We start from the raw sequence: 24,958 nt of genomic DNA on the forward strand, positions 1-24,958 counted from the left end.
TCCGCGCACGCGGCGGACGAGGACGACGAGGAGCCCGCGGAGGACGCCGGGGACGCGGAGGACGCCGGGGCCTCCTCCTGGGACGTGCAGCCCACCAGCGGTATCAGGCTCGCTCCGGCCATCAGCCGGATCATCCGGCGGCGGGCGAGGACGGGAAGGTCGTAGGAGAGGCCTCTGTCGTGCTCGTGGGGGCCCTCGTCGTGGCGTTCGCTCATGACTGCGACGCTATGAGCCGCGGCTGTGCCGATCCATAGCCGCGGCTGTCAGGTCGCTGTCGAGTCACTGTCGGTTCGCCGTCACCGCCGTACCGCACCGCCCGACCGGCCGCTCTCGGTACGCTTGCGCTCATGTACGGCTACGACCAGACAGCGGGCCCGCAAGCGCAGTACGCCCCTCCGCAGCAGCCGATGTCCGGCGGGTACGGGCAGCAGCCGCCGCTGTACCCCGAGCCGTCCCCGCCCTCGCTCGCGGACGCGGTGCGCGCGTTCACGACCGGGCAGATGGCCGCCGAGGACTTCCAGCAGGTCTTCGCGACGTCGAAGGTCTACTGTCCGCGCGGCGACAACCCCGGCTTCCTCGCCCTGCACAACACCCAGCAGCCGGTGATCCCGATGTTCACCACGCTCAAGGAGCTGCGCCGGTACGCGGGCAAGGAGTCCAAGTACTTCGTGATCACCGGCGCCGAGGTGCTGGACCTGCTGCCCACGGGCTACGGCTTCGTCCTCGACATGGAGGGGGAGCACCGGATGGTGTTCGACGCGAAGGCCGTGGAGCAGATGGTCGAGTTCGCGATGCGCCGGATGTATGGCGGCTGAGCCCAGCCCCCTTTACTTCGGCCGGCGCAGCGCCGGCCCCCTTCACTTCGGCAGGCGCAGCGCCAGGCCGTCCAGGACGACCTCCAGGCCGTAGGCGAACTTGTCGTCGCGCAGCTTCGCGGGGTCGGCGGCCTGCGCGCTGGTCTCGGGTCCCGCGGCCGCCAGGTGGTCGTAGCCGGCCGAGACCTGCTGGGCCGTGGGCAGCAGCCGGGCCACGAACTCCGCCTCCGACTCACCGGAGCGCGCCACGGTGGTGAGCCAGGCGGCCTCGGTCGTGCTCATGCCGATGACGTACGAGAAGACGGCGTCGATCGCGCGGCTCGGCTCGGGGAATCCGGCGGCGGTGAACAGGGCCGCGAGGCGCTCGGAGAAGCTCATGTAGTTGGGCCCGAGGTAGGCGAGCCCGGCCTGGCCGAGGACCAGGGTCAGCCAGGGGTGCCGTAGGGCCGTCGTACGGAAGGACCCGGCCGCCTCGGTCACCGCGGCCCGCCAGTCCGGGCTGTCGGCCGGCGGGACGTGGATCTCCGCGGCGACCTCGTCCACCGCCAGCTCCATCAGCTCGTCCTTCGTGGCCACGTGCCGGTACAGCGACGTCGCGCCGGCGTTCAGGCGGGCGCCGAGCTTGCGCATGCTGAGCGCCTCGATGCCGTCCGCGTCGAGCATGGCGATCGCCTCGCGGACGATCGCGTCCCGGCTGAGCGCGGGCTGGTCGGTCCGGCGCTGTTCCCGGGTCCAGACGGACGGGATCGGGTTCTTGTCCGTCGTCCTGCTCCTGCTCATGGGCGCTCCTTCTGCATGACCCTCGGCGTGCGAACAGCGTGCGCAATCAGCGTACAGAACTCAAGGGTTGCGCACACCGTTCCGCCATGCGTACAGTGTTCGCAAGGCAGGAACGGTGTTCGCAGGAGGGGAAGAGGGAATGGACGCTCGCAATCCACGCCGCTGGTGGATCCTGGTCGTGCTGTGCCTGAGCACGCTGGTGCTGGTGGTCGACAACATGGCGCTGACGGTCGCGGTGCCCGCGCTGACCGAGGACATCGGGGCGAGCGCCCAGGACATGCAGTGGATCCTCGACTCCTACACCCTGGTCTTCGCCGGGCTGCTGCTGACCTCGGGAAGCCTGGGGGACCGGTTCGGGCGCCGGCGGGTGATGCTGATCGGCCTCCTGCTGTTCGGGGCGGCCTCGCTGGGGGCGGTGTTCTGCTCCAGCCCGGGTGAGCTGATCACGGTGCGGATCGCGATGGGGGTCGGCGGGGCGCTGATCATGCCGTCGACGCTGTCGATCCTGATCACCGTCTTCGACGAGGACGAGCGGCCGAAGGCGATGGCGGCGTGGGGCTCGGTGTCGATGCTGGGGCTGGTCGGCAGCCCGGTGCTGGGCGGCGTGCTGATCGACCACTTCGCCTGGCAGGCGATCTTCCTGATCAACGTCCCGATCGTCGCCCTGGCGCTGCTGGCCGGTGTGCTGCTGATGCCGGAGTCGAAGGCGCCGTGGCAGAAGCCGGACCCGCTGGGCGCGGTGCTCTCGGCGGTCGGGATGACGGCCCTGGTGTGGTGGATCATCGAGATCCCGCAGCACGGCGCCTTCGAGGGCCGTTCCCTGGTGGTCCTGGCCGTCGCGGTGGTCGCCCTGGCCGGCTTCGTGGTCTGGGAGAACGTCACCTCCGCGCCGATGGTCCCGCTGGTCCTGTTCCGGCACCGCAACTTCAGCGGCGGTTCGCTCTCCCTGGCCCTCGTCCAGATCGGCAACGCCGGCCTGCTGCTGGTCCTGACCCAGTACCTCCAGTTCGTGCTCGGCTGGTCCGCGGTCAAGGCGGGCCTGGCCTTCCTGCCGCTGGCCGTGGCCGCGCTGGCCGGCAACGCGGCCGGGGCGCAGCTCGCCGTCAAGGCCGGCAACCGGTTCGTCATCCTCGGCGGGATGCTGCTGATGGCCGTCTCCTTCGGGTTGCTGACCACGCTCACCGCCGACAGCGGGTTCACCGTCCCGGCCGTGGCGCTGGGGATCCTGGGTCTCGGTGCCGGTCTGGCCATGCCGGCCGCGGTGGCCGCGCTGATGGGCACCATCCCGGAGGAGAAGGCGGGCGTCGGCTCCGCCCTCAACGACACCATCCAGCAGTCCGGCACCGCCCTCGGCATCGCGATCCTCGGCTCCCTGCTCTCCGGCGGCTACGCGGACGAGATGCCGGCCGGCGCTCCCGAGCAGGCCAGGGAGTCCATCGGTGGGGCCCTGGCCGTCGCGGGCGGCGACTCGGGCCTGGTCCGGGCGGCCCGGGAGGCCTTCACCGCCTCGATGTCGACGACCTTCACGATCAGCGCGATCGGTGTCCTGGTCGCGGCCGTCGTCGCCGCGCTGGTGATGCGGGACCGCAAGGCGGAGCCCGCCGGGGAGGACCGCGAGGAGCGCGAACTGGTCGCCTGACCAGGGCGGACGAAGGCCGGCACCCCTCGGGTGCCGGCCTTTCTTCCGTTCCAGGGTTGCCTGCCGTGTCCGCTGGGAATGCCCTCCCGGTTTTCTCTGTTTGGGGTGGCGGAAAGTTCAACGCTCAACTAAACTGGGCGTACACGAGGAGGAACCGACATGCCTGCTGTGACCGTCGAGAACCCGTTGACGCTGCCCCGCGTGACCGCGCCGGCCGACGCCGTGGCCCGGCCCGTGCTGGCCGTCACGACCGCTCCGAGCGGCTTCGAGGGCGAGGGCTTCCCGGTGCGCCGGGCCTTCGCGGGGATCAACTACCGCCACCTCGACCCGTTCATCATGATGGACCAGATGGGCGAGGTGGAGTACGCGCCGGGCGAGCCCAAGGGCACCCCCTGGCACCCGCACCGCGGCTTCGAGACCGTCACGTACATCATCGACGGCATCTTCGACCACCAGGACTCCAACGGCGGTGGCGGCACCATCACCAACGGGGACACCCAGTGGATGACCGCGGGCTCGGGCCTGCTGCACATCGAGGCACCACCGGAGCATCTCGTCATGTCCGGCGGTCTCTTCCACGGCCTCCAGCTGTGGGTGAACCTCCCGGCCAAGGACAAGATGATGGCCCCGCGCTACCAGGACATCCGCGGCGGCTCGGTCCAGCTGCTCACCACCCCCGACGGCGGCGCGCTGCTCCGCGTCATCGCCGGTGAGCTGGACGGGCACCAGGGCCCCGGCATCACGCACACGCCGATCACGATGATCCACGCGACGCTGGCGCCGGGCGCGGAGCTGACCCTGCCGTGGCGCGAGGACTTCAACGGCCTCGCGTACGTGCTGGCCGGGCGCGGCGGCGTCGGCACCGAGCGGCGCCCGGTCCACACGGGCCAGACCGCCGTCTTCGGCGCCGGTTCCTCGCTGACCGTCCGCGCGGACGAGAAGCAGGACTCCCACACGCCGGACCTGGAGGTCGTCCTGCTCGGCGGACAGCCGATCCGTGAGCCGATGGCCCACTACGGCCCGTTCGTGATGAACACCAAGGAAGAACTCATGCAGGCCTTCGAGGACTTCCAGAAGGGCCGCCTGGGCACGGTCCCGGCGGTGCACGGCATGACGGCGGGCGGCCCCCAGGGCTGACGCCCCCTCACCCGGGCGGGCCGTTCCGACGGGACGGCCCGCCCGGGGCGTGTTCGGGTGGAGGCGTGCAGGTCTCCAAGCCGCCCCTCCCCGGCCCCGGGCCCCTCCTGCCGGACCCCCTCCGGCGCCTCGCCGCCTGGTGCGTGCTCCTCCTGCTCGTCTCCGGAGTCGTCTACGTCGGCATCCGGCTGTGCGACGAGTTCCGCACCGCCGTCGTGCCCGTGCTGCTCGCGCTGCTCGGGACGGCGCTGCTCCGGCCGCTGCACCGGAGGCTCGTGCGGGCCGGGGTGCACCGGTCGGTCGCGGCCGGGCTCACCTGTGTCGCCGTCGTCGCCGTGGTCGGCGGGGCCGTCTACATCGTGGTCGCCGCGCTCATCGACACCGGTGACGAGATCGTCGCCTCCCTCAAGGAGGCCGCGCGCGGCGTCTCCGACCACTTCGGGGCCGCGGGGACGTCGCTGGACGACCTCGCCTCCAACGCCCGGGAGCTGCTGGGCAGGTTCGGCGGCACCGCCGCCTCCGGCGTGATCAGCGGGGTCAGCGTGGTCGGCGAGTCCCTCGCCATGGCCGTGCTCGCACTGCTGCTCGTCTTCTTCTTCCTGCGCGACTCCGACCGGGCCGCCGGGACGCTGCGGGCCCTGTCCCCGCGCGGCTCCGCCGACACCCTGGAGGCCATGGCGCGGCGGGCGTTCCACGCCGTCGAGGGGTTCATGCGCGGCACCACCCTCATCGCCCTCATCGACGCCCTCTGCATCACGGTCGGACTGCTCGTCCTCGACGTGCCCGGGGCGGCCGGGCTGGGGGCGCTGGTCTTCGTCGGGGCGTACATCCCCTACCTCGGCGCCTTCGTCTCGGGAGCCGTGGCCGTGCTGGTCGCGCTCGCCGACCGGGGGTTCGTCATCGCGCTGTGGGTGCTCGGGGTGGTGCTCGCGGTGCAGGTCCTGGAAGGGCACGTGCTCCAGCCGGCGATCCAGAGCCGGACCGTGCAGATGCACCCGGCGGTCGTGATGGTGACGATCACGGCCGGCGCGTCGGTCGCCGGCGTGCTCGGCATGCTGCTCGCCGTGCCCCTCACGGCGGCCGCCTTCGGGGTCGTCCAGGAACTGCGCATCCGCTACGGCGACCAGGAGCCCTCGGCCGAGCCGTTCACCGACTCGTAGAGCTCGAACCAGATGCTCTTGCCCTCGCCCCGCGGATCCACCCCCCAGGCGTGCGCGAGCAGTTCGATCAGCACCAGGCCGCGGCCGGAGGACGCCAGTTCCCCGGGTCTGCGCTTGTGCGGCAGGTCGTCGCCCGCGTCGGTGACCTCGATCCGCAGCCGCCGGTCGCCCACCTCACCGGTGATCTCGGCGACGAGCAGCGCGTCCGAGTCGGTGTGCACGAGGACGTTGGTCAGCAGCTCGGACAGCAGCAGCACCGCCGAGTCGACCTGGTCCGGCGAGGCCCAGTCGTGCAGCAGCTCGCGCAGCTGCTGCCGGGAGACCGCGACCCGCTCGGGCTCGGCCTGCGCGACCGTCAGCACCGAGCGCCGCACCGGAGGGCGCACGGTCACGGACCCGCCGCAGCCGCAGCCCTCGCCGTCCCGGCTCAGCAGCAGCATGGCGATGTCGTCCTCGCGGCGGTCGGCCAGCGGGCCGGTGGTGTGGTGCGAGGACGGCCCGTGCACGGCCTGCACCAGGCCGTCGGCGAGCTCCTCCAGATCGCCCTTGTGCTCCTCCAGGATCGCGCGCAGCCGCCGCCAGCCGGTCTCCAGGTCGTGACCGCCGGTCTCGATCAGGCCGTCCGTGCAGATCAGCATGGTCTCGCCCGGCTCCAGGGCGAGCCGGGTCGTCGGGTAGTCGGCGTCCGGGTCGATGCCCAGCGGCAGCCCCCCGGACGTCGGCCGCGTCAGCACCGTGCCGTCGGCCATTCGGATCGCCGGGTCCGGGTGCCCGGCGCGGGCGATGTCCAGCACCCCCGTGGCCGGGTCGACCTCGACGTAGACACAGGTCGCGAAGCGCGGGTCGGCCGGGTCCTCGTCGCTGATGCCGTGCAGGAAGCGCGAGGCGCGGGACAGCACCGCGTCCGGGCGGTGCCCTTCCGAGGCGTAGGCCCGCAGGGCGATCCGCAGCTGGCCCATCAGCCCCGCCGCCCGTACGTCATGACCCTGGACGTCCCCGATGACCAGGGCGAACCGTCCGCTGGGCAGCGGGATCACGTCGTACCAGTCGCCGCCGACCTGGAGTCCGCCGCCGGTGGGGACATAGCGGGCGGCGACGCTCATGCCCGGGATGCGCTGCGGGCCGAGCCTCGGCAGCATCGTGCGCTGGAGCCCGTCGGTCAGGGCGCGCTCGCTCTCGGCCACGCCCGCCCGGGTCAGGGCCTGGGCCAGCATCCGCGCCACCGTCGCCAGCACGGACCGCTCGTCCGGTGTGAACGCGACCGGGTAGGTGAAGGCCGCCATCCAGGCGCCCATCGTGCGACCGGCCACGGTCAGCGGCAGGAACGCCCAGGACCTGCGGCCGAACCGCTCGGCGAGCGGCCAGGTCAGCGGGTAGCGGGCCTTGTACTGCTCGGCGGAGGACAGATACACGGCCCGGCCGGTCCGGGCCACCTCGGCCGCCGGGTAGTCCGTGTCCAGCGGCATGTCCGAGAAGGGGTTCTCGTCGCCCTGCTGCTGCCCGTGGTGGCCGATGATCGTCAGCCGGTCGCCCTCCACGCCGAACACCGCGAGACCGTCCGGCGAGAACCCCGGCATCGACAGGTTGGCCGTGACCCGCAGGACCTCCTGCGTGGAGCGCGCCTCCGCCAGGGCCCGGCCCGCGTCCAGCAGGAACGCCTCCCGCGAGCGCCGCCAGTCACCGGTGACCGCGCTGCGCCCGGCAGGGGTGCCCGGCGCCGGCTCCGTGACCTCCTGGAGGGTGCCGATCAGCCGATACGCCTTGCGGGCCCGGTCGAAGGACGGCTTGGAGCGGCTGCGGACCACCCGGACGACCCGGCCCTGCTCGTCCATGATCCGGATCCGCACCTCGGCGAGGGTGCCCTCGGAGACGGCGAGCTGGATCACGCCGGTGATCTCGTTCCAGTCGACCGGGTGCAGCCGGGCCCGGGCCTGGGCCTCGGTGAGGCTGACCTGTTCGGCGGGCAGCCCGAGCAACCGTGCCGCCTCGGCGTCGACCGTGACCAGCCCGGTGGCGGTGTCCCAGTGCCACAGGCCGGTCGCGAGGGCGGCGAGGGCCTCCCCCACGGCGGGCAAAGGCTCGCCAGTGCGCATTGCCCTACTTTAAGAAGACGCGCTCGAACACTGCCACCGAAAGCGGAAGCGTGCTCGATCGGTAACCATGGAGAACTCGGGAGAGCCGATCTTCGCCCGGCCGGTACGCTGGGGTCTGTGTTTCACGTGGAACACAGACCCCGATCAGCGAAGACTGGATGAACGACGATGCATCGGTACAGGTCCCACACCTGCGGCGAGCTCCGCTCCTCTGACGTCGGCACCGACGTCCGGCTGAGTGGCTGGCTGCACAATCGGCGCGACCTGGGCGGCATCCTCTTCATCGATCTGCGCGACCACTACGGCATCACGCAGCTCGTGGCCCGTCCCGGCACACCCGCCTACGAGGCCCTCGACAAGCTCTCCAAGGAGTCGACCGTCCGCGTCGACGGCAAGGTCGTCTCCCGGGGCGCCGAGAACATCAACCCCGAGCTGCCGACCGGTGAGGTCGAGGTCGAGGTCGGCGAGGTCGAACTCCTCGGCGCGGCCGCCCCGCTGCCCTTCACCATCAACACGGAGGACGGGGTCAACGAGGAGCGGCGCCTGGAGTACCGCTTCCTGGACCTGCGCCGCGAGCGCATGCACAAGAACATCATGCTGCGGTCTTCGGTGATCGCCTCGATCCGCTCGAAGATGGTCGCCCTCGGCTTCAACGAGATGGCGACGCCGATCCTGTCCGCGACCTCCCCCGAGGGCGCCCGCGACTTCGTCGTCCCCTCCCGCCTGAACCCGGGCAAGTTCTACGCCCTTCCCCAGGCGCCCCAGCAGTTCAAGCAGCTGCTGATGATCTCCGGCTTCGACCGCTACTTCCAGATCGCGCCCTGCTTCCGCGACGAGGACGCGCGTGCCGACCGCTCGCCGGGCGAGTTCTACCAGCTCGACATCGAGATGAGCTTCGTCGAGCAGGAGGACGTCTTCCAGCCCGTCGAGAAGCTGATGACCGAGCTGTTCGAGGAGTTCGGCAACGGCCGCCACGTCACCTCGCCGTTCCCGCGGATCCCGTTCCGCGAGGCGATGCTGAAGTACGGCTCCGACAAGCCCGACCTGCGCGCCAAGCTCGAACTCGTCGACATCACCGACATCTTCGAGGGCTCGGAGTTCAAGGCCTTCGCCGGCAAGCACGTGCGTGCCCTGCCGGTGCCGGACGTCTCCGCCCAGCCGCGCAAGTTCTTCGACCAGCTCGGCGACTACGCCGTCTCCCAGGGCGCCAAGGGCCTGGCCTGGGTCCGCGTCGGCGAGGACGGTTCGCTGTCCGGCCCGATCGCGAAGTTCCTCACCGAGGAGAACGTCACCGAGCTGACCAAGCGCCTGTCGCTCGCGGCCGGCCACGCGGTCTTCTTCGGCGCGGGCGAGTTCGACGAGGTCTCCAAGATCATGGGAGCGGTCCGGGTCGAGGCGGCCAAGCGCGCCGGGCACTTCGAGGAGGGCGTCTTCCGGTTCTGCTGGATCGTCGACTTCCCGATGTACGAGAAGGACGAGGAGACCGGCGCGATCGACTTCTCGCACAACCCCTTCTCGATGCCGCAGGGCGGCCTGGAGGCCCTGGAGACCCAGGACCCGCTGGACATCCTGGGCTGGCAGTACGACATCGTCTGCAACGGCGTCGAGCTGTCCTCCGGCGCGATCCGGAACCACGAGCCGGAGATCATGCTCAAGGCCTTCGAGATCGCCGGCTACGACCGCGACACGGTCGAGGAGAAGTTCGCCGGCATGCTGCGCGCGTTCCGCTTCGGCGCCCCGCCGCACGGCGGCATCGCCCCCGGCGTCGACCGCATCGTGATGCTGCTCGCCGACGAGCCGAACATCCGCGAAACCATCGCCTTCCCGCTCAACGGCAACGCCCAGGACCTGATGATGGGCGCGCCGACGGAGCTGGAGGAGGCGCGGCTGAAGGAGCTGCACCTGTCGGTGCGCAAGCCGCAGCCGAAGTAGGCACGGATGTGAGAGTGGCCCGGAACCGCCGTCGGTTCCGGGCCACTTCCATACCCAGGCTCTTGTTGTTCACATACATGGACTTCTGCCCGACCCGTTGACCCGGAATGCAGGCCTCCATAAGGTCCCTTGGACAACGCGTACGTGATTGCTGTTCATGTACGTGTACAACAAGGGAGACAACGATGTCAGACACCGCGACAGCCATACCCGAGGCCGAGCAGCGTGCGGTGGGCAAATTCCTGCGCCGCATGCTGCCGATCCTGGTCCTGATGCTGCTGGTCAACCAGATGGACCGGACGAACGTGGGCTTCGTCCAGGACGAGCTGCGCGCCGACGTCGGGGTGAGCGCCACCGCCTACGGCCTCGGCGCGGGCCTGTTCTTCATCGGATACGCGCTGTTCGAGGTGCCCAGCAACATGTGGCTGGAGCGGTTCGGCGCGCGGATCTGGCTGACCCGGATCATGATCACCTGGGGTGCGGTGATCGTGGCGATGTGCTTCATCCACAACGTGTGGATGTTCTACGCCCTGCGCTTCCTGCTCGGCGTCGCGGAGGCCGGGTTCTTCCCCGGGGTGCTGCTGTACTTCACCCAGTGGCTGCCGGACTCCAGCCGGGGCCGCGCGAGCGCGATCTTCCTGGGCGGATCGGCGACGGCGTACATCGTGACGGGCCCGATCACGGGCGCGCTGCTGGAGCTGCACGGCGCGGGCGGCATCGCCGGCTGGCGGTGGATGTTCGCCCTGGAGGGAGCCTTCTCCATCCTGGTCGGCTTCATCGCCGGGTTCTTCCTCGTCTCCCGGATCCAGGACGCCAAGTGGCTCACGCGGGAGGAGAAGGACGCGCTGAGCGAGGCGGTGGCCCGGGACAAGGAGGCGCGCGACCGGGCGCCGTCGGTGTCGCGCTGGAAGCTGATCCTGCACCCGCAGGTGGCGGTGCTGACCGCGGTCTTCTTCGCGATGGCGCTCACCGGCTACGCGATCACGTTCTGGCTGCCCAGCCTGGTGGAGGAGATCGGCGGGCTGTCCCCCTTCCAGATCGGCCTGCTGTCCGCGATCCCGTGGATCTGCGCGGTGATCGCGATGTACACGATGAGCCACTTCACGGACCGGGCCCCCGACCGGCGTCCTTACCTCGCGATCGCCTTGGTCCTCTCCGCGACCGGCACCTTCCTGGCCACGCTCGGGTCGCCCTGGTTCGGCCTCGTCGCCCTCACGCTCGCGGCGGTCGGCGGCAAGTGCGCGGCCACGCTGTTCTGGCCGATGGCCCAGTCGGGACTCGACCTGAAGATCGCGGCGCCCGGGCTGGCGCTGGTCAACTCCATCGGAAACCTGGGCGGTTTCGTCTCGCCGACCCTGTTCGGCTACCTCCAGGACACGACGGGAAGCACGAACGGAGGGCTGTACACCCTCTCGGCGGCGTCCGTGCTGGCGGTCGTCGGGGTGGCGTTCGTGCGGCACACGAAGCGAGGGACGCAGGGCGGTTCCGCCGCCGGCACGACGGCGGTGGCGGGGAAGCCGGTCGCGGGGGAGGCGCGCTGACCCGACCCGACGGACGCGGGGCCCGCTCCTCGGTGGGGCGGGCCCTGACATGTCATCCGGGCCCGGTCACTCCTCGGCGAACAACTCCTCCGCGGTGCCGGCTGTCAGGGAGCGGTCGAACCACGTGGTGAGAGTGTCGAGGTCGGTGCAGGAGGTGATGCGGTCGCGGGTTTCCTGGGAGGCGGGGATCCCGCGCTTGTCCAGCACGCTCAGGATGGACTCGGCCTTGCCCTCGGCTTTGCCCTCGGCTTTGCCCTCGGCTTTGCCTTCCGCCTTGCCCTCCAGGTACGTCTCCTCGAAGAGGGTTCCCCTGCCCGGGAAGTATGTGGCGACCATCTTCTCCAGCTCTCTCCATGTCTCCCGGACCGGAGTGTCCTCCAGCCCGACCTCAAGCCATTCGCACCAGTACTTCGCTGTTGCCTTGTCGAACGACCGCATGCCGCGGGCCAGCATGCTCAGTATGGTGGCGGCGTTTGCGCTTTCGCTATGGACGATGGCCGAGAAGGTGGCCAAGGCCGGTTGCCGGGCCACGACGGACTCGTCCGTGATCTCAGGAACGTTGTCCGGGTCCAGCACGAAGGGCCGGGTGCTCTGTGTCGTCCACGTGCCGACGCGGCACTCGAAGGGGCCCGCCGCCCAGGACGCGGTCGGCCGGTTCTTGCAGACCGCGACGAGCAGCACGGGCATGCCGTACTTCGCGCGCAGGTACGCCACGTAGTAGGACCAGCTGAATCCCTTGCCAGGGGCTCTGGCGGTCTGCGCCTCGATGGCGATGAGAAAGCCGTCTCCCTCGGACGGCTCGACCTTGAGCACCGTGTCCACCCGGCGCTCCAGCGGCTTGATCTCCGTGGCGTCGGGTGTGAGGGCTTCGATGGTCGCCTTCGCGGGCGGGGACAAGCCCAATGCCTCGAAGACGGGGGTGAGAACCTCCGGATGGTCCTGGAAGATCCGGTGGGAGGTCTCATGGGTTGATGTGACCATGTGTGCAAGCTAGGTCGATCACGCCCTGGCATATGCAGCACACCGGGTCGGTTCACCCTTTCGAGGTTGGGAGGAACGTTCAGGGGCTACCTGGCGACGAACTGGGTCAGGATTGCCTGGACCTCGTAGATGTCCACGCCCTTGGTGAAGGTCTTCTGGAGGGGCGTGGGGGTGCCGGAGATCCAGATCTTCAGTTCGGCGTCGAGGTCGAACGTGCCGGCCGTCTCCACCGCGAAGTGGGTGATGCTGCGGTACGGGACTGAGTGGTACTCGACCTTCTTGCCGGTGATGCCCTGCTTGTCGATCAGGATCAGGCGGCGGTCGGTGAAGAGGATGGTGTCGCGGATCAGCAGGAACGCGGCGTGGACCTGCTCGCCGTGGCCGAGGAGGCGGGCGTAGTCCTGCTGGGCCGAGGCCGGGTCTACGGTGTGGGCGTTGCCGAACAGTGCCATGGATGTCCCCCAGGTGTGTGGCGGCCGGGTGGCCGTCCTCAGGGGATCTTCGCAAAGCGTGGGGCCCGGGAGAAGGTGACTCGTTCTCCCGGGCCCGTGCTGTAGCGAGCGTGTTACCGCTGTTACGCGGTCGGCTTCTCCTCCAGGCGGGGGAAGAGGACCGCGCCCTTGGTGACCGTCGTCCCGGCCGGGAGCCTGCCCCAGTCACCGGCCTCCTGGATCCGCTGGTCCGCCAGGGCGCCCAGGGACGCCTCCGCGCCGAGGGAGTCCCACAGCTTCTGGGACGTCTCCGGCATGACCGGGTTGAGGAGGACCGCCACCGCCCGGAGGGACTCGGCGGCCGTGTAGAGGATCGTGGCCAGGCGGGCCTTGCCCTCGTCGGACGTGTCCTTGGCCACCTTCCACGGCTCCTGCTCCGTGATGTAGCCGTTGACCTGCTTCACGAAGTCGAAGACCGCCAGGATGCCGCCCTGGAAGTCCAGCTCGTCGCCGATGCGGCGGTCCGCCTCCGCCACCGCCTTCGTCAGGCCCTCGTGGACGGCCTTCTCGGCCTCCCCGTCGGCCGTCGAGGCCGGCAGCTCGCCGCCGAAGTACTTGCCGACCATCGCCGCGACACGGGACGCCAGGTTGCCGTAGTCGTTCGCCAGCTCGCTGGTGTAGCGGGCCGAGAAGTCCTCCCAGGAGAAGGAGCCGTCCTGGCCGAAGGCGATCGCGCGCAGGAAGTACCAGCGGTACGCGTCCACGCCGAAGTGCGAGGTCAGGTCCTGCGGCTTGATGCCGGTCAGGTTCGACTTCGACATCTTCTCGCCGCCGACCATCAGCCAGCCGTTGGCCGCGATCCTGCCGGGGAGCGGGAGGCCCTGCGCCATCAGCATCGCCGGCCAGATCACCGCGTGGAAGCGGAGGATGTCCTTGCCGACGAGGTGGACGTCGGCCGGGAAGGTCTCCTCGAACTTCGCCTGGTTCTCGTTGTAGCCGACCGCCGTGGCGTAGTTCAGCAGGGCGTCGACCCACACGTAGATCACGTGCTTGTCGTCCCAGGGGATCGGGATGCCCCAGTCGAAGGTCGAGCGGGAGATGGAGAGGTCCTGCAGGCCCTGGCGGACGAAGTTCACGACCTCGTTGCGCGCGGACTCGGGCTGGATGAAGCCGGGGTTCGCCTCGTAGTGGGCGAGGAGCTTCTCGCCGTACTCGCTCAGCTTGAAGAAGTAGTTCTCCTCGCTGAGGATCTCGACCGGCTTCTTGTGGATCGGGCAGAGCTTCTGGCCCGCGTACTCGCCCTCGCCGTCGAGCAGCTCACCCGGGAGCTTGTACTCCTCGCAGCCGACGCAGTACGGGCCCTCGTAGCCGCCCTTGTAGATCTCGCCCTTGTCGTACAGGTCCTGGACGAACTCCTGGACGCGGTCCGTGTGCCGCTTCTGCGTGGTGCGGATGAAGTCGTCGTTCGCGATCTCCAGGTGCTCCCAGAGAGGCTTCCACGCTTCGGTGACGAGCTTGTCGGCCCACTGCTGCGGGCTGACGCCGTTCGCCTCCGCGGTGCGCATGATCTTCTGACCGTGCTCGTCCGTGCCGGTGAGGTACCACACCTTCTCGCCGCGCTGACGGTGCCAGCGGGTGAGCACGTCGCCTGCGACGGTCGTATAGGCGTGGCCCAGGTGAGGAGCGTCGTTGACGTAGTAAATGGGGGTCGAGACGTAGTACGCCTTCGCCCCCTGCTTCTCGGATCCAGTGGCCGCCATGGTCGAAATCCTACTGGTCCGTCGGAGATCGACTCACACGCGTTTCGTGGGGTGGACAGGGGGTTCCGTCCTGTCCACCCCGGGCGGGGCTACGGGCGCCAGTTCGCCAGTACGCCGTCGTAGAGCTGCTTGTCCGTGAGCTCTCGGGGGGTTTCGCCCGCGAGGAAGTGGGACGTGTTGGGGGTCTTGAGCTTGCGGAGGTAGTCGAAGGCCTTGTTCTCCGGGTCGCCGAAGGCGACGAAGGAGAAGAAGACGCTGGGGTGGGTCTTGGCGGCGTCCGTGAGGGACTGGGTGGCGGGGGTCTTGGCGTCGGGGGCGCCGTCCGTCTGGAAGACCACCAGGGCGGGGGTGCCGGGGGTCTCCTTGTCGTGCCGGGCCAGGACGGCCTCGACCGCCGCGTGGTAGCTGGTGCGGCCCATGCGGCCGAAGGAGGCGTGCAGGTCGTCGATCTTGTTCTCGTGGTCGGTGAGGGTGATCTCGCCGGTGCCGTCGAGTTCGGTGGAGAAGAAGACGACCGGGACGGTGGCCTCGGGGTCGAGGTGGGCCGCGAGGGCGAGGGTCTGCTCGGCGAGGGCCTGGGCGGAGCCGTCCTTGTAGTACGGGCGCATGGAGGCGGAGCGGTCGAGGACGAGGTAGACCTTGGCCCGGGTGCCGGTGAGGTTGTGGGTCTTGAGGGTGGTGGCGGCGGTGCGGTAGGCGGTGGCCAGGCCGGGGGCGCGGGTCTTGAGCTGGGTGAGGGTGAGGGCGGGCTTGGGGGTGGCGGGGGTGGTGGGGGTCTTGGGCGCGGCCTCGGCTTCGCCTTCGGCCGTGTCGTTCCCACCCGCACCGGCGCCGTCGGCGGGTTCGGGGTCGGCCGTGGCCTCGGCTTCGCCTTCGGCCGTGTCGTTCCCACCCGCACCACCCGTGCGGCTTTCGTCGTCGGCTGCGGGTGGCCCCTGCGGGGGCTGGGCGCCGTCGGCGGCTGCGGGCTCGAGTTCCGACGGCTCCGCCGGCGCGTCGGTCTCGGTCGCCGTCTCCGCCACCGGCTCCTCGGCGATCTCCGGCTCGGCGGTCGACGCCGCGGGCGCCTCGGGCTCGCCTGCCTCGGCCTTCTCGGCGACCGGCTCCTCCACGCCTTCCGGCCCCGAGACCTCCGGCTCCTCGACGGCCGGCTCCGCGACCTCCGCGGACTGCTCCGCAGCCGCCGGCTTCTCGGCAGCGGCCGGCTCCTCCACAGCCGCCGGCTCCTCCGCAACCGCGGACTTCTCCGCAACCGGCTCCTCCGCCGCGGCCGGCTCCTCCGCAACCGCCGGCCCCGCAGCCGCCGGCTCCTCGGAAACCGCCGGCTCCGCAACAGCCGCTTCCTCCGAAACCGCCGACTCCGAAGCTGCCTCCTCCGAAGCCGTCTCCTCAGAAACCGTCGACTCCGTAACCGTCGACTCCGTAACCGCCGGCTCCGAAACCGTCGGCTCCCCCTCCGCCGGTCGCGTAGGCCTCGGTACCGTCACGTGGTCGAAGGCCGCTGCCACGAGGTCGTGTTCGTCGGGGGACGATGCGCGAGGGTCGGGGACCGTGCCCGAGGCGCTGGGGGGCGGCTCGGGGGAGGGGGACGGGACCTTCGGGTCCGGCGTGGGGGACGCCGGGGTCTGCTGGGTCGGGACCGTGGTGGGGGACGCCGGGGTCTCCTGGGACGGGACCGTGGCGGGGGACGTCGGCGGCTCCTGCGCGGGCGCCGCCCCCGTGGTCGTCGTCTGCGCCGCACCCTCCGCCTCGGCGGTCCGTGACTTGCGTGACCGTCCGAACGCGTTCCGCAAGAGAGTGAGAATGCCCATGTGCGCGCAACCCTTCGCGTGAGTTGAAGCCCGTCAATCCCTGGCCAGGACGGACACGTAAGGTTAGCGGCCCTCCTGCGCGATCTTGGGCAGGGTCAGGTGTGCGGGATCCACCCTGTCAAGGGGCACATCCGGCCTGCGCAGGTGTCGCCACGCTGAAGGGCGGCAACCCCCGTACGGCTGCTGTGGGTTCACTCGTTGTTCATCCGGGCGCCCGGCTCCCGCACGTATGTGCCCCTACGGTCACGCTGACACCATGGGCATCCAAGGAGAGAGCAAAGTGCGAAAGCTGCTGCCGTTGATCGGAACGCCGTCCGGTTCGCATCCCGGCGGCCGGTCCGCCCTGACCTGTCGTTTCCGGTGTGGTGACGCCTGCTTCCACGAGGTGCCCAACACCAGCACCAACGAGTACGTCGGTGACGTGATCGCCGGTGCGCTCAGCCGGCGGTCGATGATGCGCGCCGCGGCCGTCGTGACCGTGACCGCCGCCGGGGCCGGTGCCGTGGGGGCCGGGCAGGCCCCGCAGGCCGCCGCCGTCCCGGCCGCCACCGCCGCCACCGCCTCCGACGTCGCCCGGCGCAAGTCCGGCGCCCGCGGGCTGCGCTTCGCGCCCGTCGCGCCCAACACGGCGGACGCCGTGACCGTGCCGGAGGGGTACGGGCAGAACGTCGTCATCCGCTGGGGCGAGCCCATCCTGCGCGGCGCGCCCGCCTTCGACCCGGAGAAGCAGTCCGCCAAGGCCCAGGCCGGGCAGTTCGGGTACAACTGCGACTTCCTCGCGCTCCTCCCGCTGCCGGGTGAGCGTGGCCGGCAGCTGCTCGTCGCCAATCACGAGTACACCGACGAGATCCTGATGTTCCGGGGGTACGACGCCGCCAATCCCACCCGGGAGCAGGTCGAGATCGCCTGGGCCGCGCACGGGCTGTCCGCCGTCGTCGTGGAGGAGGACCGCAGGAGCGGGAAGCTCACCGCCGTCTCCCGGCACCAGCTGAACCGGCGGGTCACCGCCACCACCGAGTTCCGGCTCACCGGGCCCGTCGCCGGGTCCGGCCTCGTGAAGACCTCCGCCGACCCGAGCGGCACCAAGGTGCTCGGCACCCTCAACAACTGCTCCGGTGGCGTCACCCCGTGGGGCACGACCCTGCACGGCGAGGAGAACTTCAACCAGTACTTCGCCAACAGCAGCCGGGCGACCGACAAGCGGTACGGCGTCGGGACCGGGGCGAGCGAGCGCAAGTGGGAGAGGTTCGACAAGCGGTTCGACGTCGCCCAGGAGCCGAACGAGGTGCACCGCTTCGGGTACGTCGTCGAGTTCGATCCGTACGACCCGGACTCCACGCCCCGCAAGCACACCGCGCTCGGGCGGTTCAAGCACGAGGCCGCGACCGTGCGGCTGACGCACGACGGGCGGCCGGTCGTCTACTCCGGTGACGACGAGCGGTTCGACTACTTCTACAAGTTCGTCAGCAGCAAGCGGATGAAGCGCGGCACCTCCCGGGCCGTGCGCGAGCACAACCTCTCCCTGCTCGACGAGGGCACGCTGTACGTCGCCAAGCTCACCGGCGACTCCCCCGCCATCGAGATCGACGGCACGGGCAAGCTGCCGAAGGACGGCGAGTTCGACGGGAGCGGTCAGTGGATTCCGCTGGCCACCGCCACCGCCGACGGTGCCGTCTCGCACGTGGACGGGATGAGCGCCGAGGAGGTGTTCGTCTTCACGCGGCTCGCCGGTGACAAGGTGGGCGCGACGAAGATGGACCGGCCCGAGGACATCGAGCCCAACCCGGTGACGGGCAAGGTCTACGTCGCCCTGACCAACAACAGCAACCGCGGTGTCGGCTCCAACGCCAAGGCGGACGAGGCCAACCCCCGCAACGCCAACAAGCACGGGCACGTGCTGGAGCTCACCGAGCGCTGGAACCGGCCCGAGAGCACCAGGTTCGCCTGGTCGCTGTTCCTGGTCGCCGGTGACCCGGACGACCCGGCGACCTACTTCGCAGGGTTCCCGAAGGACGGCGTCAGCCCCATCTCCTGCCCGGACAACGTCGCCTTCGACCCCTACGGCAACCTGTGGATCTCCACCGACGGCGCCCAGCTCGGCTCGCACGACGGCCTGTTCGGCGTGGCGACCCGGGGCGAGCGGCGCGGTGAGCTGAAGCAGTTCCTGACCGTGCCGAAGGGCGCCGAGACCTGCGGTCCGATCATCCAGGACCGGCGTGTCCTCGTCGCCGTGCAGCACCCGGGCGAGATCGACGGCGCGTCCGTGGAGAAGCCCGCCAGCACCTGGCCCGACGGGCCCGGCAGCTACGTCCGGCCGGCGGTCGTGGCCGTGTGGCGTGCCGACGGCGGCGACATCGGCTGCTGACGGCATCTCACAGTGGGCAGGGGGCGTCCGGTGGGCGCCCCCTGCCTGTTTCCGGCCGCCGCTATCGGCTGTCGTGCAGCGTGAGGTCCGTGACGACCGCGCGGTGGTCGGTGTCGGCCAGGTCCAGGACGCGGGTGCGGTCGGCCGTGAACTGCCCGGACACCAGCACGTGGTCGATCTGTGTGCCGAAGGTCCTGGCGGTCGGGGCCGGCCAGGTGGCCGTGCGGTCTTCGCCGTCCAGGCGGGCGGCGTCGTAGAGGCCGGTGTCGAGGATGCGGCGGAAGGCGGCGTGGTCCTGGGAGGCGTTGAAGTCGCCGGCCAGGACCAGGGGGGTGCCGCGATCGGCGGCGGCCGCGTCGCGCACGGCGTCGAGCTCCCTGCTCCACAGGTCCACCTGGCCGGGTATCGGGGGCATGGGGTGGGCGAGCTGGAGCCGTACGGGGTGTCCGTCCACGTCGGCGATCGCGCCGGGCATGCCCATGGTGGCGCGGACGCCGTCCGTGGGCCGCAGCGGGTGGCGGCTGAGGATGACGGAGCCCTCGGAGCCGCCGCCCTCGACGGCGCGGCGGTGCGGGTAGTCCCGCCCCAGGTCCCGCTTCAGCCGCGCGTCGCAGGTGTACTCGCACTCCTGCACGAAGACGACGTCCGGTTTCTCGCGGCGGACGGCGGCGACCAGGGAGCCGGTGCCCTGGCCGAACTCGACGTTGGAGGTCAGCACGCGCAGCTCGGCGACCGGGCGGCCCGCGGGATCGCCCGTCTTGCCGTACGGCTCGATGAACCAGGCCAGCAGGCCGAGCAGGAGGACTCCCCAGGCCGTCCCGAGCCACCAGCGGGACAGCAGGGTGAGCAGCAGCGCCAGGGCCGTGGGCGCGAGCAGCCAGGGGAGGAAGGCGAGGACCTGCGGGACGGGTGTGATGCCGTCGCTGTCGGCGGTCCGGAAGCCGACGATCACGCTCACTCCGGCGAGCAGCAGGCCCGCGCACCAGGCGCCGAGCCGCCGTCCGGGGGGACGGCGGTCCGGCTCGTCGTCGGTGGCGGTCCACTCGGCAGCGGCGGTGTCCAAGGCCCGGCCTTCCGTTCACGGGGTGTGATGCCCGAATCCTCCCTCAAAGACGGGGCGGGGCGGGGGAAGGTTGCCGCTCGTCGACGCGGGCCAGGAATTCCGCCAGTGCCGCGTCGAACTCCGCCGGGCGTTCCAGGTTCGGCATGTGGGCCGTGCCGTCGATGACGTGCAGGGCCGACTCCGGGAGGGCCGCGTGCATGGCCCGGGCGTCGGAGACCGGTGTGTAGGTGTCGTCGGCGCCGACGACGACCAGGGCCGGGACGGAGACGCGGGTGAGCAGGTCGCCGTAGTCGGGGCGGCGGGCGCGGGCGCGCAGGGCCGCGGCGGCGCCCTCGGGGGACGTGGCCGTCATCATGCGGTGGACGTGCGCCTTGACCTCGGCCGGGGCGTAGGGGGCGACCATCCGCTCCAGGACCTCGTCGGCGTAGCCGCGCATGCCCTCCGCGAGGAGGCGGTCCGCCATGGCGTCGCGGTCGCGGACGCCCTGAGGGGTCTCGGCCGACGGGAAGGTGTCCGCGAGGACCAGGCCGCGGACGCGCTCGGGGAACAGGCGGTAGCAGTCCATGACGATCTGGCCGCCCATCGACAGGCCCGCCAGCACGCAGGACTCCACCTCCAGCTCGTCCAGCAGGGCCTCGATGTCCCGGGCGAAGGCGGAGAAGTCCGTGACGGCCGGGGTCGTCGGGGAGGCGCCGTAGCCGCGCAGGTCGGGGGCGATGACGCGGCGGGCCGTCGAGAACGTCCGGAGCTGCGGGGCCCACATGGTGCGGTCGAAGGGGTGGCCGTGGACGAGGACCAGGGGAACCAGAGGGACAACCGGCTGCCCGGGAGAGACGGGGCCTTTGTCCTCGTATGCGAGGAAGGGTGCCATGAGGTCGACCCTAGGCGGCCCAACTACTCGGTGCAATAAGATCTTTGCTCTCGGTGCAATCCAAGGGGGAGGCCGACCGATGGACGACTACCGGCGGGACTACCGGCGCATCGCCGACCGCATCGCCGACGACATCGCGGGCGGGCGGCTCAAGCCCGGGCAACGGCTGCCTCCGCAACGGGCGTTCGCACGGCGCCGGGGCATCGCCCCGTCGACGGCCGGGCGGGTGTACGCGGAACTGGTGCGGCGCGGGCTGGTCGTCGGCGAGGTCGGGCGCGGCACCTTCGTGCGGGCCGCTCCGGCCGGGCCGGTGGGGCAGGCGCTCATCGAGGCCGGTCCGGCCGGAGCGCCCGTCAATCTGGAGCTCAACTACCCGTCCGCGCCCGGCCAGCCGGAGCTGCTCGCCTCCGCGCTCGCGCCGTTGCTGCGCCCCGACGTGCTGGCCGAGGCCCTGCTCCCGGCGGCCGCCACCGGCACCGCGGCCGCCCGGGAGGCCGCGGCCGGCCTCCTCGCCACCCCGGGCTGGCGCCCCGGCCCCGAGCGGCTGCTGTTCACCGGCAACGCCCGCCAGGCCATCGCCGCCGTGCTGGCCTCCCTGGTCCGGCCGGGCGGCCGGGTCGGCGTGGAGCAGTTGACGTATCCGCTGGTCAAGGAGATCGCGGCCCGGCTGGGCATCACCCTGGTGCCGCTGGCCGGTGACGCGGCCGGGCTGCTCCCGGAGGCCATCGCCGCCGCGCACCGTTCGGCGCCGCTGTCCGCGCTCTACGTGCAGCCGACGCTGCACAACCCCACGTCCCTGACGACGAGCCGCACCCGGCTGCTGCAACTCGCCCGCCTCGTCCACGACCTGGACCTGCCCGTGGTCGAGGACCGCATCTGGTCCTTCCTCCACTCCCCCGGCGACCCCTTCGCCGTCCACGCCCCGGCGCTCACCCACGTCGTGGACGGCCTCTCCAAGCGGGTCGCCCCCGGGCTCACGGTCGGCTTCCTCGTCGTGCCGCCGCACCGGGTCGCCGCCGTGGCCGACGCGGTGCGCTCGGGCGGGTGGAGCGCGGGCCGGTTCGCGCTGGAGGCGGCCGTGCGGTGGGCCGCGGAGGGGACGGTGGCGCGGCTGGTCGAGGCCAAGCGGGCCGACGCGGCGCGGCGCCGGCTGATCCTCGCCGAGGAACTCGCGGGCTTCGCCGTACGGTCTGCCCCGCACGCCTACTTCGCCTGGTGGGAGCTGCCCGCTCCCTGGCGCGCGGACACCTTCACGGCCGCGGCCGCCGCGCACGGCATCGCCGTCACGCCCGGCCCCGCCTTCGCCGTCGCCCCCGGGCACACGCCGGACGCGGTCAGGCTCGGGCTCGCGTCGGCTCCGGAGCCGGATCTGCGGCGGGCCCTGCGGACCCTGGCGCACGTCGCCGCGCGGCGAGCCGGGGACCGTACCGTCCCGTGAGCCACGAGCCGAGCGCCACCGCGAGGCCCAGGGCGCACAGCAGCCAGGACACCGAGCGCAGGGTGGCCGTCAGGGCGTCGTAGACCACGCCCGCCGCCGGGCGGTGCGGGGCGTCGGGCAGGTCGGCGAGGGTGAGGCGGCGGCCGACCGCGACGGCGAGGACCAGCAGCGCGCCGCCCAGGGCCGTGCCGAGGCCGAGGGCGGTGACCGCGCGGCGGCGGCACGCGGCCAGGGCGATCCCGGCGACGGCGAGGGCGGCGGCGGTGAGCGGCAGCCAGAAGGCGGCGGTGTCCAGCACGTGGAACCCCTTGCGCAGTCGGTCCGCGTCCGCGGCCGGGAGCACCGGGACGCGCAGGTGCGTGACCGGGATGCGGTGGGCGAACGGCACGTGGTCGTCGGAGAGCCGGTGTTTGACCCGGCTGACGACCGGGGCGATGTCGACGGTGACCGGGCCCGGGGGCGCGGCCTCGTCGCGCAGGGTGCGCAGCACGGCGGTGTGGACGGCCCGGTTCGCCGCGTCCCAGCCGGTGCGGTACGCCTCGGTCCGGGTGAAGGACCGCACCGCGTCGCGCACGAAGGGTTCCACCGCGCCCCGCAGCGGACCGGTGTCGAACTCGTGTCCGGCCTCCCGCATGAACCCGTCCCCGACGGCGTCCGCCACCGCGTGCCGCACGTCCGGGTCGGCGGCGAGCGGCGCCATCGTGCGGACGTAGCGGCCGGTGTCGGTCAGCCCGTGCGCCGCCCAGGACGCCAGCGCCCCGAACGGCAGGAGCAGGCACGCGAGGGCCAGCAGAACGGCCGACAGGACGTTCCGCGGTCGTGGGGGCGCCGCCTTCTCCGGTACGGACGCCCGGTCGCGCTCGGACACCCCTCCAGGCAAGGCGGACCGGGCCGGGCCCGCGAGCGGGATGACTGCATTCGGGCCCCCAGGGCTCCCCGGACGGGCGTCCGGTGGTCCGGGGAGCCCTGCCGGCTCCGGATCAGTCGACGCGGCGGCCCGCGGCGTCCTCGTGCGTGTAGTAGCGGTAGAACAGCGTCACGAGGACGCCCGCCCCGACCACCACCCCCAGCCCGGCGGACTTGAGCACGGAGTCGTCGGACTGGCTGATGAGGAAGCCCACCGCGCAGCCCGTGAACACGAACCAGGCCAGCGCGTGCAGCTCGCGCCCGAGCCTGGGGGCCACCTCCCACAGGGCGGCGAACAGCACGGCGAACACGAGCGCCGTGAGGAAGCCGAACAGGAGGTTCCAGCCCGTGATGGGCCCGGAGTCGCGCCGGTTGGCGGCGGCCCAGTAGCCGTAGATCAGCCCGAGGACGACGGGGAGCGCGACCTTCGCTGCGGCGTGGGTCCGCGCGCCGAAGACGTCGGGCCTGCGCCGCTGCCGGGTCACCCTGCGTGAGGCGGGTGCCGCGTGAGCCATGAGAGCTCTCCTCTCTCTCTGCCCCTGCTTCCAGAGCACACCGCCGCGGCGGTGCGGGCAAGTCGGCGGAGCGCCCCGCACCGCGACAACGGGGGCGAAGCACCCGAAGGCGGGCGTTTGCGGTCCTGGGGCTCACCTTCGCAGCCGCAGCGGTTACGGTGCTGACGTACGTGATCGACACAGGGGGAGGGGCGATGCCCGGAACCGTGCTGCTGCTGGCGGCCTCACCGGTGGGCAGGGGGCGCCTGGTGGACGCCGCCTCCGTGCTCCCCGTCCTGGCCGCCGTGCCGCCCGCCGTGCTGGCCGGTACGGACACCGCGAACGTCGTCGAACTCGCCGACCCGCTGGAACCACAGGCCGTCCTCACCCGGCTGCGGGCCGCCGCCGCGGCCCCCGGACCGCTCACCGTGTACGTCACCGGGCAGCTCCAGCTCGACCGCCGCCAGCGCCTGCCCCACCTCGCGCTGGCCCGCACCACCCCCTCCACCGCCCGCTACACGGCCTTCCCCTGGCACTGGTTCCGGGAGGAGCTGCGGCTGCGGCCCGCCGGGGCCACGACCCTCCTGCTCGACCTGCACGCGGACGCCGAGACCTGGGAGCTGCTGCGGAGCACGCCCCTGGACTCGGGGCGGGGCAACGCCGTCCACGGGCGGATCGCGCCGCCGCCCTCCAGACGCACGGTCGCGGCACCGGCGTACATGAAGGCCGTCGCGACGATCCTGCGCAGTGGATTCCGGCCGCCGACGGAGCAGTTGCACCAGCAGGCCCTGGCCCGGATCGCGCCCGAGAGCGCGGGCGCCGACCTCGTGGTGAGCACACCGGGCCCGACGGCCGGGGACCCGCACGCCGCCATCACCGCCGCCGTCCAGGCCGGCCGCCACTCCGACGCCGACGCGCTCGCCGCCCGGCACGAGCAGGCCGCCGTGGCCGCGCACGGGCCCGCCTCCGAGGAGGCCCTGCACTGGGCCGAGGTACGGGCCGACCTGGCGATGTTCGCCGGGGACGCGGCGCGCAGCTGCCGCACCTGGCTGACGATCGCCACCGCCCGCCTGAACGCCGGTCAGGCGCCGGACGCGCCCGCCGTCGAGGCCGCCGTGGACCGGGCCCACCACCAGTGGGGCCAGGTCCACGACACCCCCCGCGCCCGCGAACTGGGCGCCGCCCTCGCCCAGTTGCGGGGACGGGTCCCCGGGCGGCGCGAGGGGGCGCTCGACCATGTGCAGCGGCAGCTGAGGCAGTTGCAGACCCAGCCCTGAACACGCGTGCGCCGTGTGCGCCTGGCGTGAAGGGGGCGTGCAATCGCTTGCACGGGTCGCGTCACAGGTCTGCCGCCGAGGCCCGACCCGGTGTCATGATGGCGAGCATGACAGAGGGGGAGCGAGTGGCTGTCTTAGGCGTACGCGTGCGGCTGGGCGCCGGCGCGACCGCGGACGATGTGAGAGCCCTGAAGACGTGGCTGGAGCGCGAGGAGTCGCTGGAGGAACTCGTCTCCACAGGGCAACTGACCATCGAGGAGCAGGCCGGGACGGAGGGGGCCGACGGGCGCCTCGGGCCCGACCTCGAGCTCGTGCTGAAAGTGCTCGGTGACGTCGTCACGGTCGCGGCCCTGACCGAGTACACCGCCCGCGCGGTGAAGACCTGGGCGAACAACCGCCGCAGGCTCCAGGGCGGCGATCCCGATCCACAGATCCGCTCGCTGGACCCCGACGGGGAGTAGGCC

General features: G+C 71.7%; 20 protein-coding genes and 1 pseudogene. 10 read left to right on the top strand and 11 right to left on the bottom strand.

Features of this window, described 5'->3' with window-relative positions; genetic code table 11:
* Window positions 1–215: pseudogene (locus tag ABZ948_RS33710) on the bottom strand (intradiol ring-cleavage dioxygenase); the annotation flags it as partial.
* A gap of 132 nt (window positions 216–347) precedes the next feature.
* On the opposite strand from ABZ948_RS33710, the gene ABZ948_RS33715 reads away from it, so the two are divergent.
* Window positions 348–815 carry an SseB family protein gene (locus ABZ948_RS33715; protein ID WP_031118109.1) on the top strand — a complete coding sequence of 156 codons (468 nt, stop codon included), beginning with the start codon at window positions 348–350 and terminating at the stop codon, window positions 813–815.
* A 42-nt stretch (window positions 816–857) separates the two neighbouring features.
* On the opposite strand, the gene ABZ948_RS33720 is transcribed toward ABZ948_RS33715, so the two are convergent.
* Window positions 858–1,595, bottom strand: coding sequence for a TetR/AcrR family transcriptional regulator C-terminal domain-containing protein (locus ABZ948_RS33720; RefSeq protein WP_359766049.1), 738 nt, complete (start codon window positions 1,593–1,595; stop codon window positions 858–860).
* Window positions 1,596–1,734: 139 nt separating this feature from the next.
* Between ABZ948_RS33720 and ABZ948_RS33725 the strand changes: the two genes are divergently transcribed.
* From ABZ948_RS33725 to ABZ948_RS33735, 3 genes are all read left to right on the top strand, one after another.
* On the top strand, window positions 1,735–3,234 hold the full coding sequence (locus ABZ948_RS33725; RefSeq protein ID WP_359766051.1) for an MFS transporter: 1,500 nt from the start codon (window positions 1,735–1,737) through the stop codon (window positions 3,232–3,234).
* Between the two features lie 159 nt (window positions 3,235–3,393).
* Window positions 3,394–4,371, top strand: coding sequence for a pirin family protein (locus ABZ948_RS33730; protein ID WP_359766053.1), 978 nt, complete (start codon window positions 3,394–3,396; stop codon window positions 4,369–4,371).
* Between the two features lie 65 nt (window positions 4,372–4,436).
* Entirely contained in the window at window positions 4,437–5,531 is a 1,095-nt protein-coding gene (locus ABZ948_RS33735) for an AI-2E family transporter (protein ID WP_359766055.1), read from the top strand.
* On the opposite strand, the gene ABZ948_RS33740 is transcribed toward ABZ948_RS33735, so the two are convergent.
* Entirely contained in the window at window positions 5,486–7,624 is a 2,139-nt protein-coding gene (locus ABZ948_RS33740; RefSeq protein WP_359766057.1) for an ATP-binding SpoIIE family protein phosphatase, read from the bottom strand. The two genes, ABZ948_RS33735 and ABZ948_RS33740, sit on opposite strands and share 46 nt — an antisense overlap.
* Window positions 7,625–7,792: 168 nt before the next feature.
* Here ABZ948_RS33740 and aspS point away from each other — a divergent pair, with 168 nt between their 5' ends.
* Together aspS and ABZ948_RS33750 are read left to right on the top strand one after the other, a co-directional pair.
* The gene (gene aspS / locus ABZ948_RS33745; protein WP_359766059.1) at window positions 7,793–9,556 is read left to right on the top strand and encodes an aspartate--tRNA ligase; all 1,764 of its coding nucleotides are present in this window, start codon (window positions 7,793–7,795) and stop codon (window positions 9,554–9,556) included.
* 185 nt (window positions 9,557–9,741) lie between these two features.
* The gene (locus tag ABZ948_RS33750; protein WP_359766061.1) at window positions 9,742–11,097 is read left to right on the top strand and encodes an MFS transporter; all 1,356 of its coding nucleotides are present in this window, start codon (window positions 9,742–9,744) and stop codon (window positions 11,095–11,097) included.
* A 66-nt stretch (window positions 11,098–11,163) separates the two neighbouring features.
* On the opposite strand, the gene ABZ948_RS33755 is transcribed toward ABZ948_RS33750, so the two are convergent.
* The 4 genes from ABZ948_RS33755 to ABZ948_RS33770 form a co-directional block, all read right to left on the bottom strand.
* On the bottom strand, window positions 11,164–12,078 hold the full coding sequence (locus tag ABZ948_RS33755) for an RpnC/YadD family protein (protein WP_359766063.1): 915 nt from the start codon (window positions 12,076–12,078) through the stop codon (window positions 11,164–11,166).
* An 86-nt stretch (window positions 12,079–12,164) separates the two neighbouring features.
* A complete protein-coding gene (locus ABZ948_RS33760; protein WP_031118097.1) occupies window positions 12,165–12,530 on the bottom strand; it encodes a PH domain-containing protein in 366 nt (121 codons plus the stop codon).
* Window positions 12,531–12,652: 122 nt separating this feature from the next.
* Entirely contained in the window at window positions 12,653–14,269 is a 1,617-nt protein-coding gene (metG, locus tag ABZ948_RS33765) for a methionine--tRNA ligase (RefSeq protein WP_359766066.1), read from the bottom strand.
* 89 nt (window positions 14,270–14,358) lie between these two features.
* The gene (locus ABZ948_RS33770) at window positions 14,359–16,080 is read right to left on the bottom strand and encodes a VWA domain-containing protein (RefSeq protein WP_435857707.1); all 1,722 of its coding nucleotides are present in this window, start codon (window positions 16,078–16,080) and stop codon (window positions 14,359–14,361) included.
* A 280-nt stretch (window positions 16,081–16,360) separates the two neighbouring features.
* On the opposite strand from ABZ948_RS33770, the gene ABZ948_RS33775 reads away from it, so the two are divergent.
* Window positions 16,361–18,445 (top strand): PhoX family protein, encoded by a 2,085-nt coding sequence (locus ABZ948_RS33775; protein WP_359766070.1) that lies wholly within the window; start codon window positions 16,361–16,363, stop codon window positions 18,443–18,445.
* Between the two features lie 61 nt (window positions 18,446–18,506).
* Here ABZ948_RS33775 and ABZ948_RS33780 read toward each other — a convergent pair whose 3' ends face one another.
* A complete protein-coding gene (locus ABZ948_RS33780; protein WP_359766072.1) occupies window positions 18,507–19,508 on the bottom strand; it encodes an endonuclease/exonuclease/phosphatase family protein in 1,002 nt (333 codons plus the stop codon).
* Window positions 19,509–19,551: 43 nt separating this feature from the next.
* A complete protein-coding gene (locus ABZ948_RS33785) occupies window positions 19,552–20,379 on the bottom strand; it encodes an alpha/beta fold hydrolase (RefSeq protein WP_359766074.1) in 828 nt (275 codons plus the stop codon).
* 79 nt (window positions 20,380–20,458) lie between these two features.
* Between ABZ948_RS33785 and ABZ948_RS33790 the strand changes: the two genes are divergently transcribed.
* Entirely contained in the window at window positions 20,459–21,817 is a 1,359-nt protein-coding gene (locus tag ABZ948_RS33790; protein ID WP_359766076.1) for an aminotransferase-like domain-containing protein, read from the top strand.
* Here the strand turns inward: ABZ948_RS33790 and ABZ948_RS33795 are convergent.
* Both ABZ948_RS33795 and ABZ948_RS33800 read right to left on the bottom strand, forming a co-directional pair.
* Complete coding sequence (locus ABZ948_RS33795; RefSeq protein ID WP_359766078.1) at window positions 21,714–22,685, bottom strand: hypothetical protein; 972 nt, start codon at window positions 22,683–22,685, stop codon at window positions 21,714–21,716. The two genes, ABZ948_RS33790 and ABZ948_RS33795, sit on opposite strands and share 104 nt — an antisense overlap.
* Before the next feature lie 112 nt (window positions 22,686–22,797).
* Window positions 22,798–23,238, bottom strand: coding sequence for a hypothetical protein (locus ABZ948_RS33800; RefSeq protein WP_359766080.1), 441 nt, complete (start codon window positions 23,236–23,238; stop codon window positions 22,798–22,800).
* Window positions 23,239–23,432: 194 nt separating this feature from the next.
* Here ABZ948_RS33800 and ABZ948_RS33805 point away from each other — a divergent pair, with 194 nt between their 5' ends.
* Together ABZ948_RS33805 and ABZ948_RS33810 are read left to right on the top strand one after the other, a co-directional pair.
* A complete protein-coding gene (locus tag ABZ948_RS33805; RefSeq protein ID WP_359766082.1) occupies window positions 23,433–24,494 on the top strand; it encodes a serine/threonine-protein kinase in 1,062 nt (353 codons plus the stop codon).
* A 125-nt stretch (window positions 24,495–24,619) separates the two neighbouring features.
* Window positions 24,620–24,955, top strand: coding sequence for an effector-associated constant component EACC1 (locus ABZ948_RS33810; protein WP_359766084.1), 336 nt, complete (start codon window positions 24,620–24,622; stop codon window positions 24,953–24,955).
* The last annotated feature ends 3 nt before the right edge of the window (window positions 24,956–24,958 follow it).

Source organism: Streptomyces olindensis, assembly GCF_040645895.1.
GTDB classification, from domain to species: domain Bacteria; phylum Actinomycetota; class Actinomycetes; order Streptomycetales; family Streptomycetaceae; genus Streptomyces; species Streptomyces olindensis.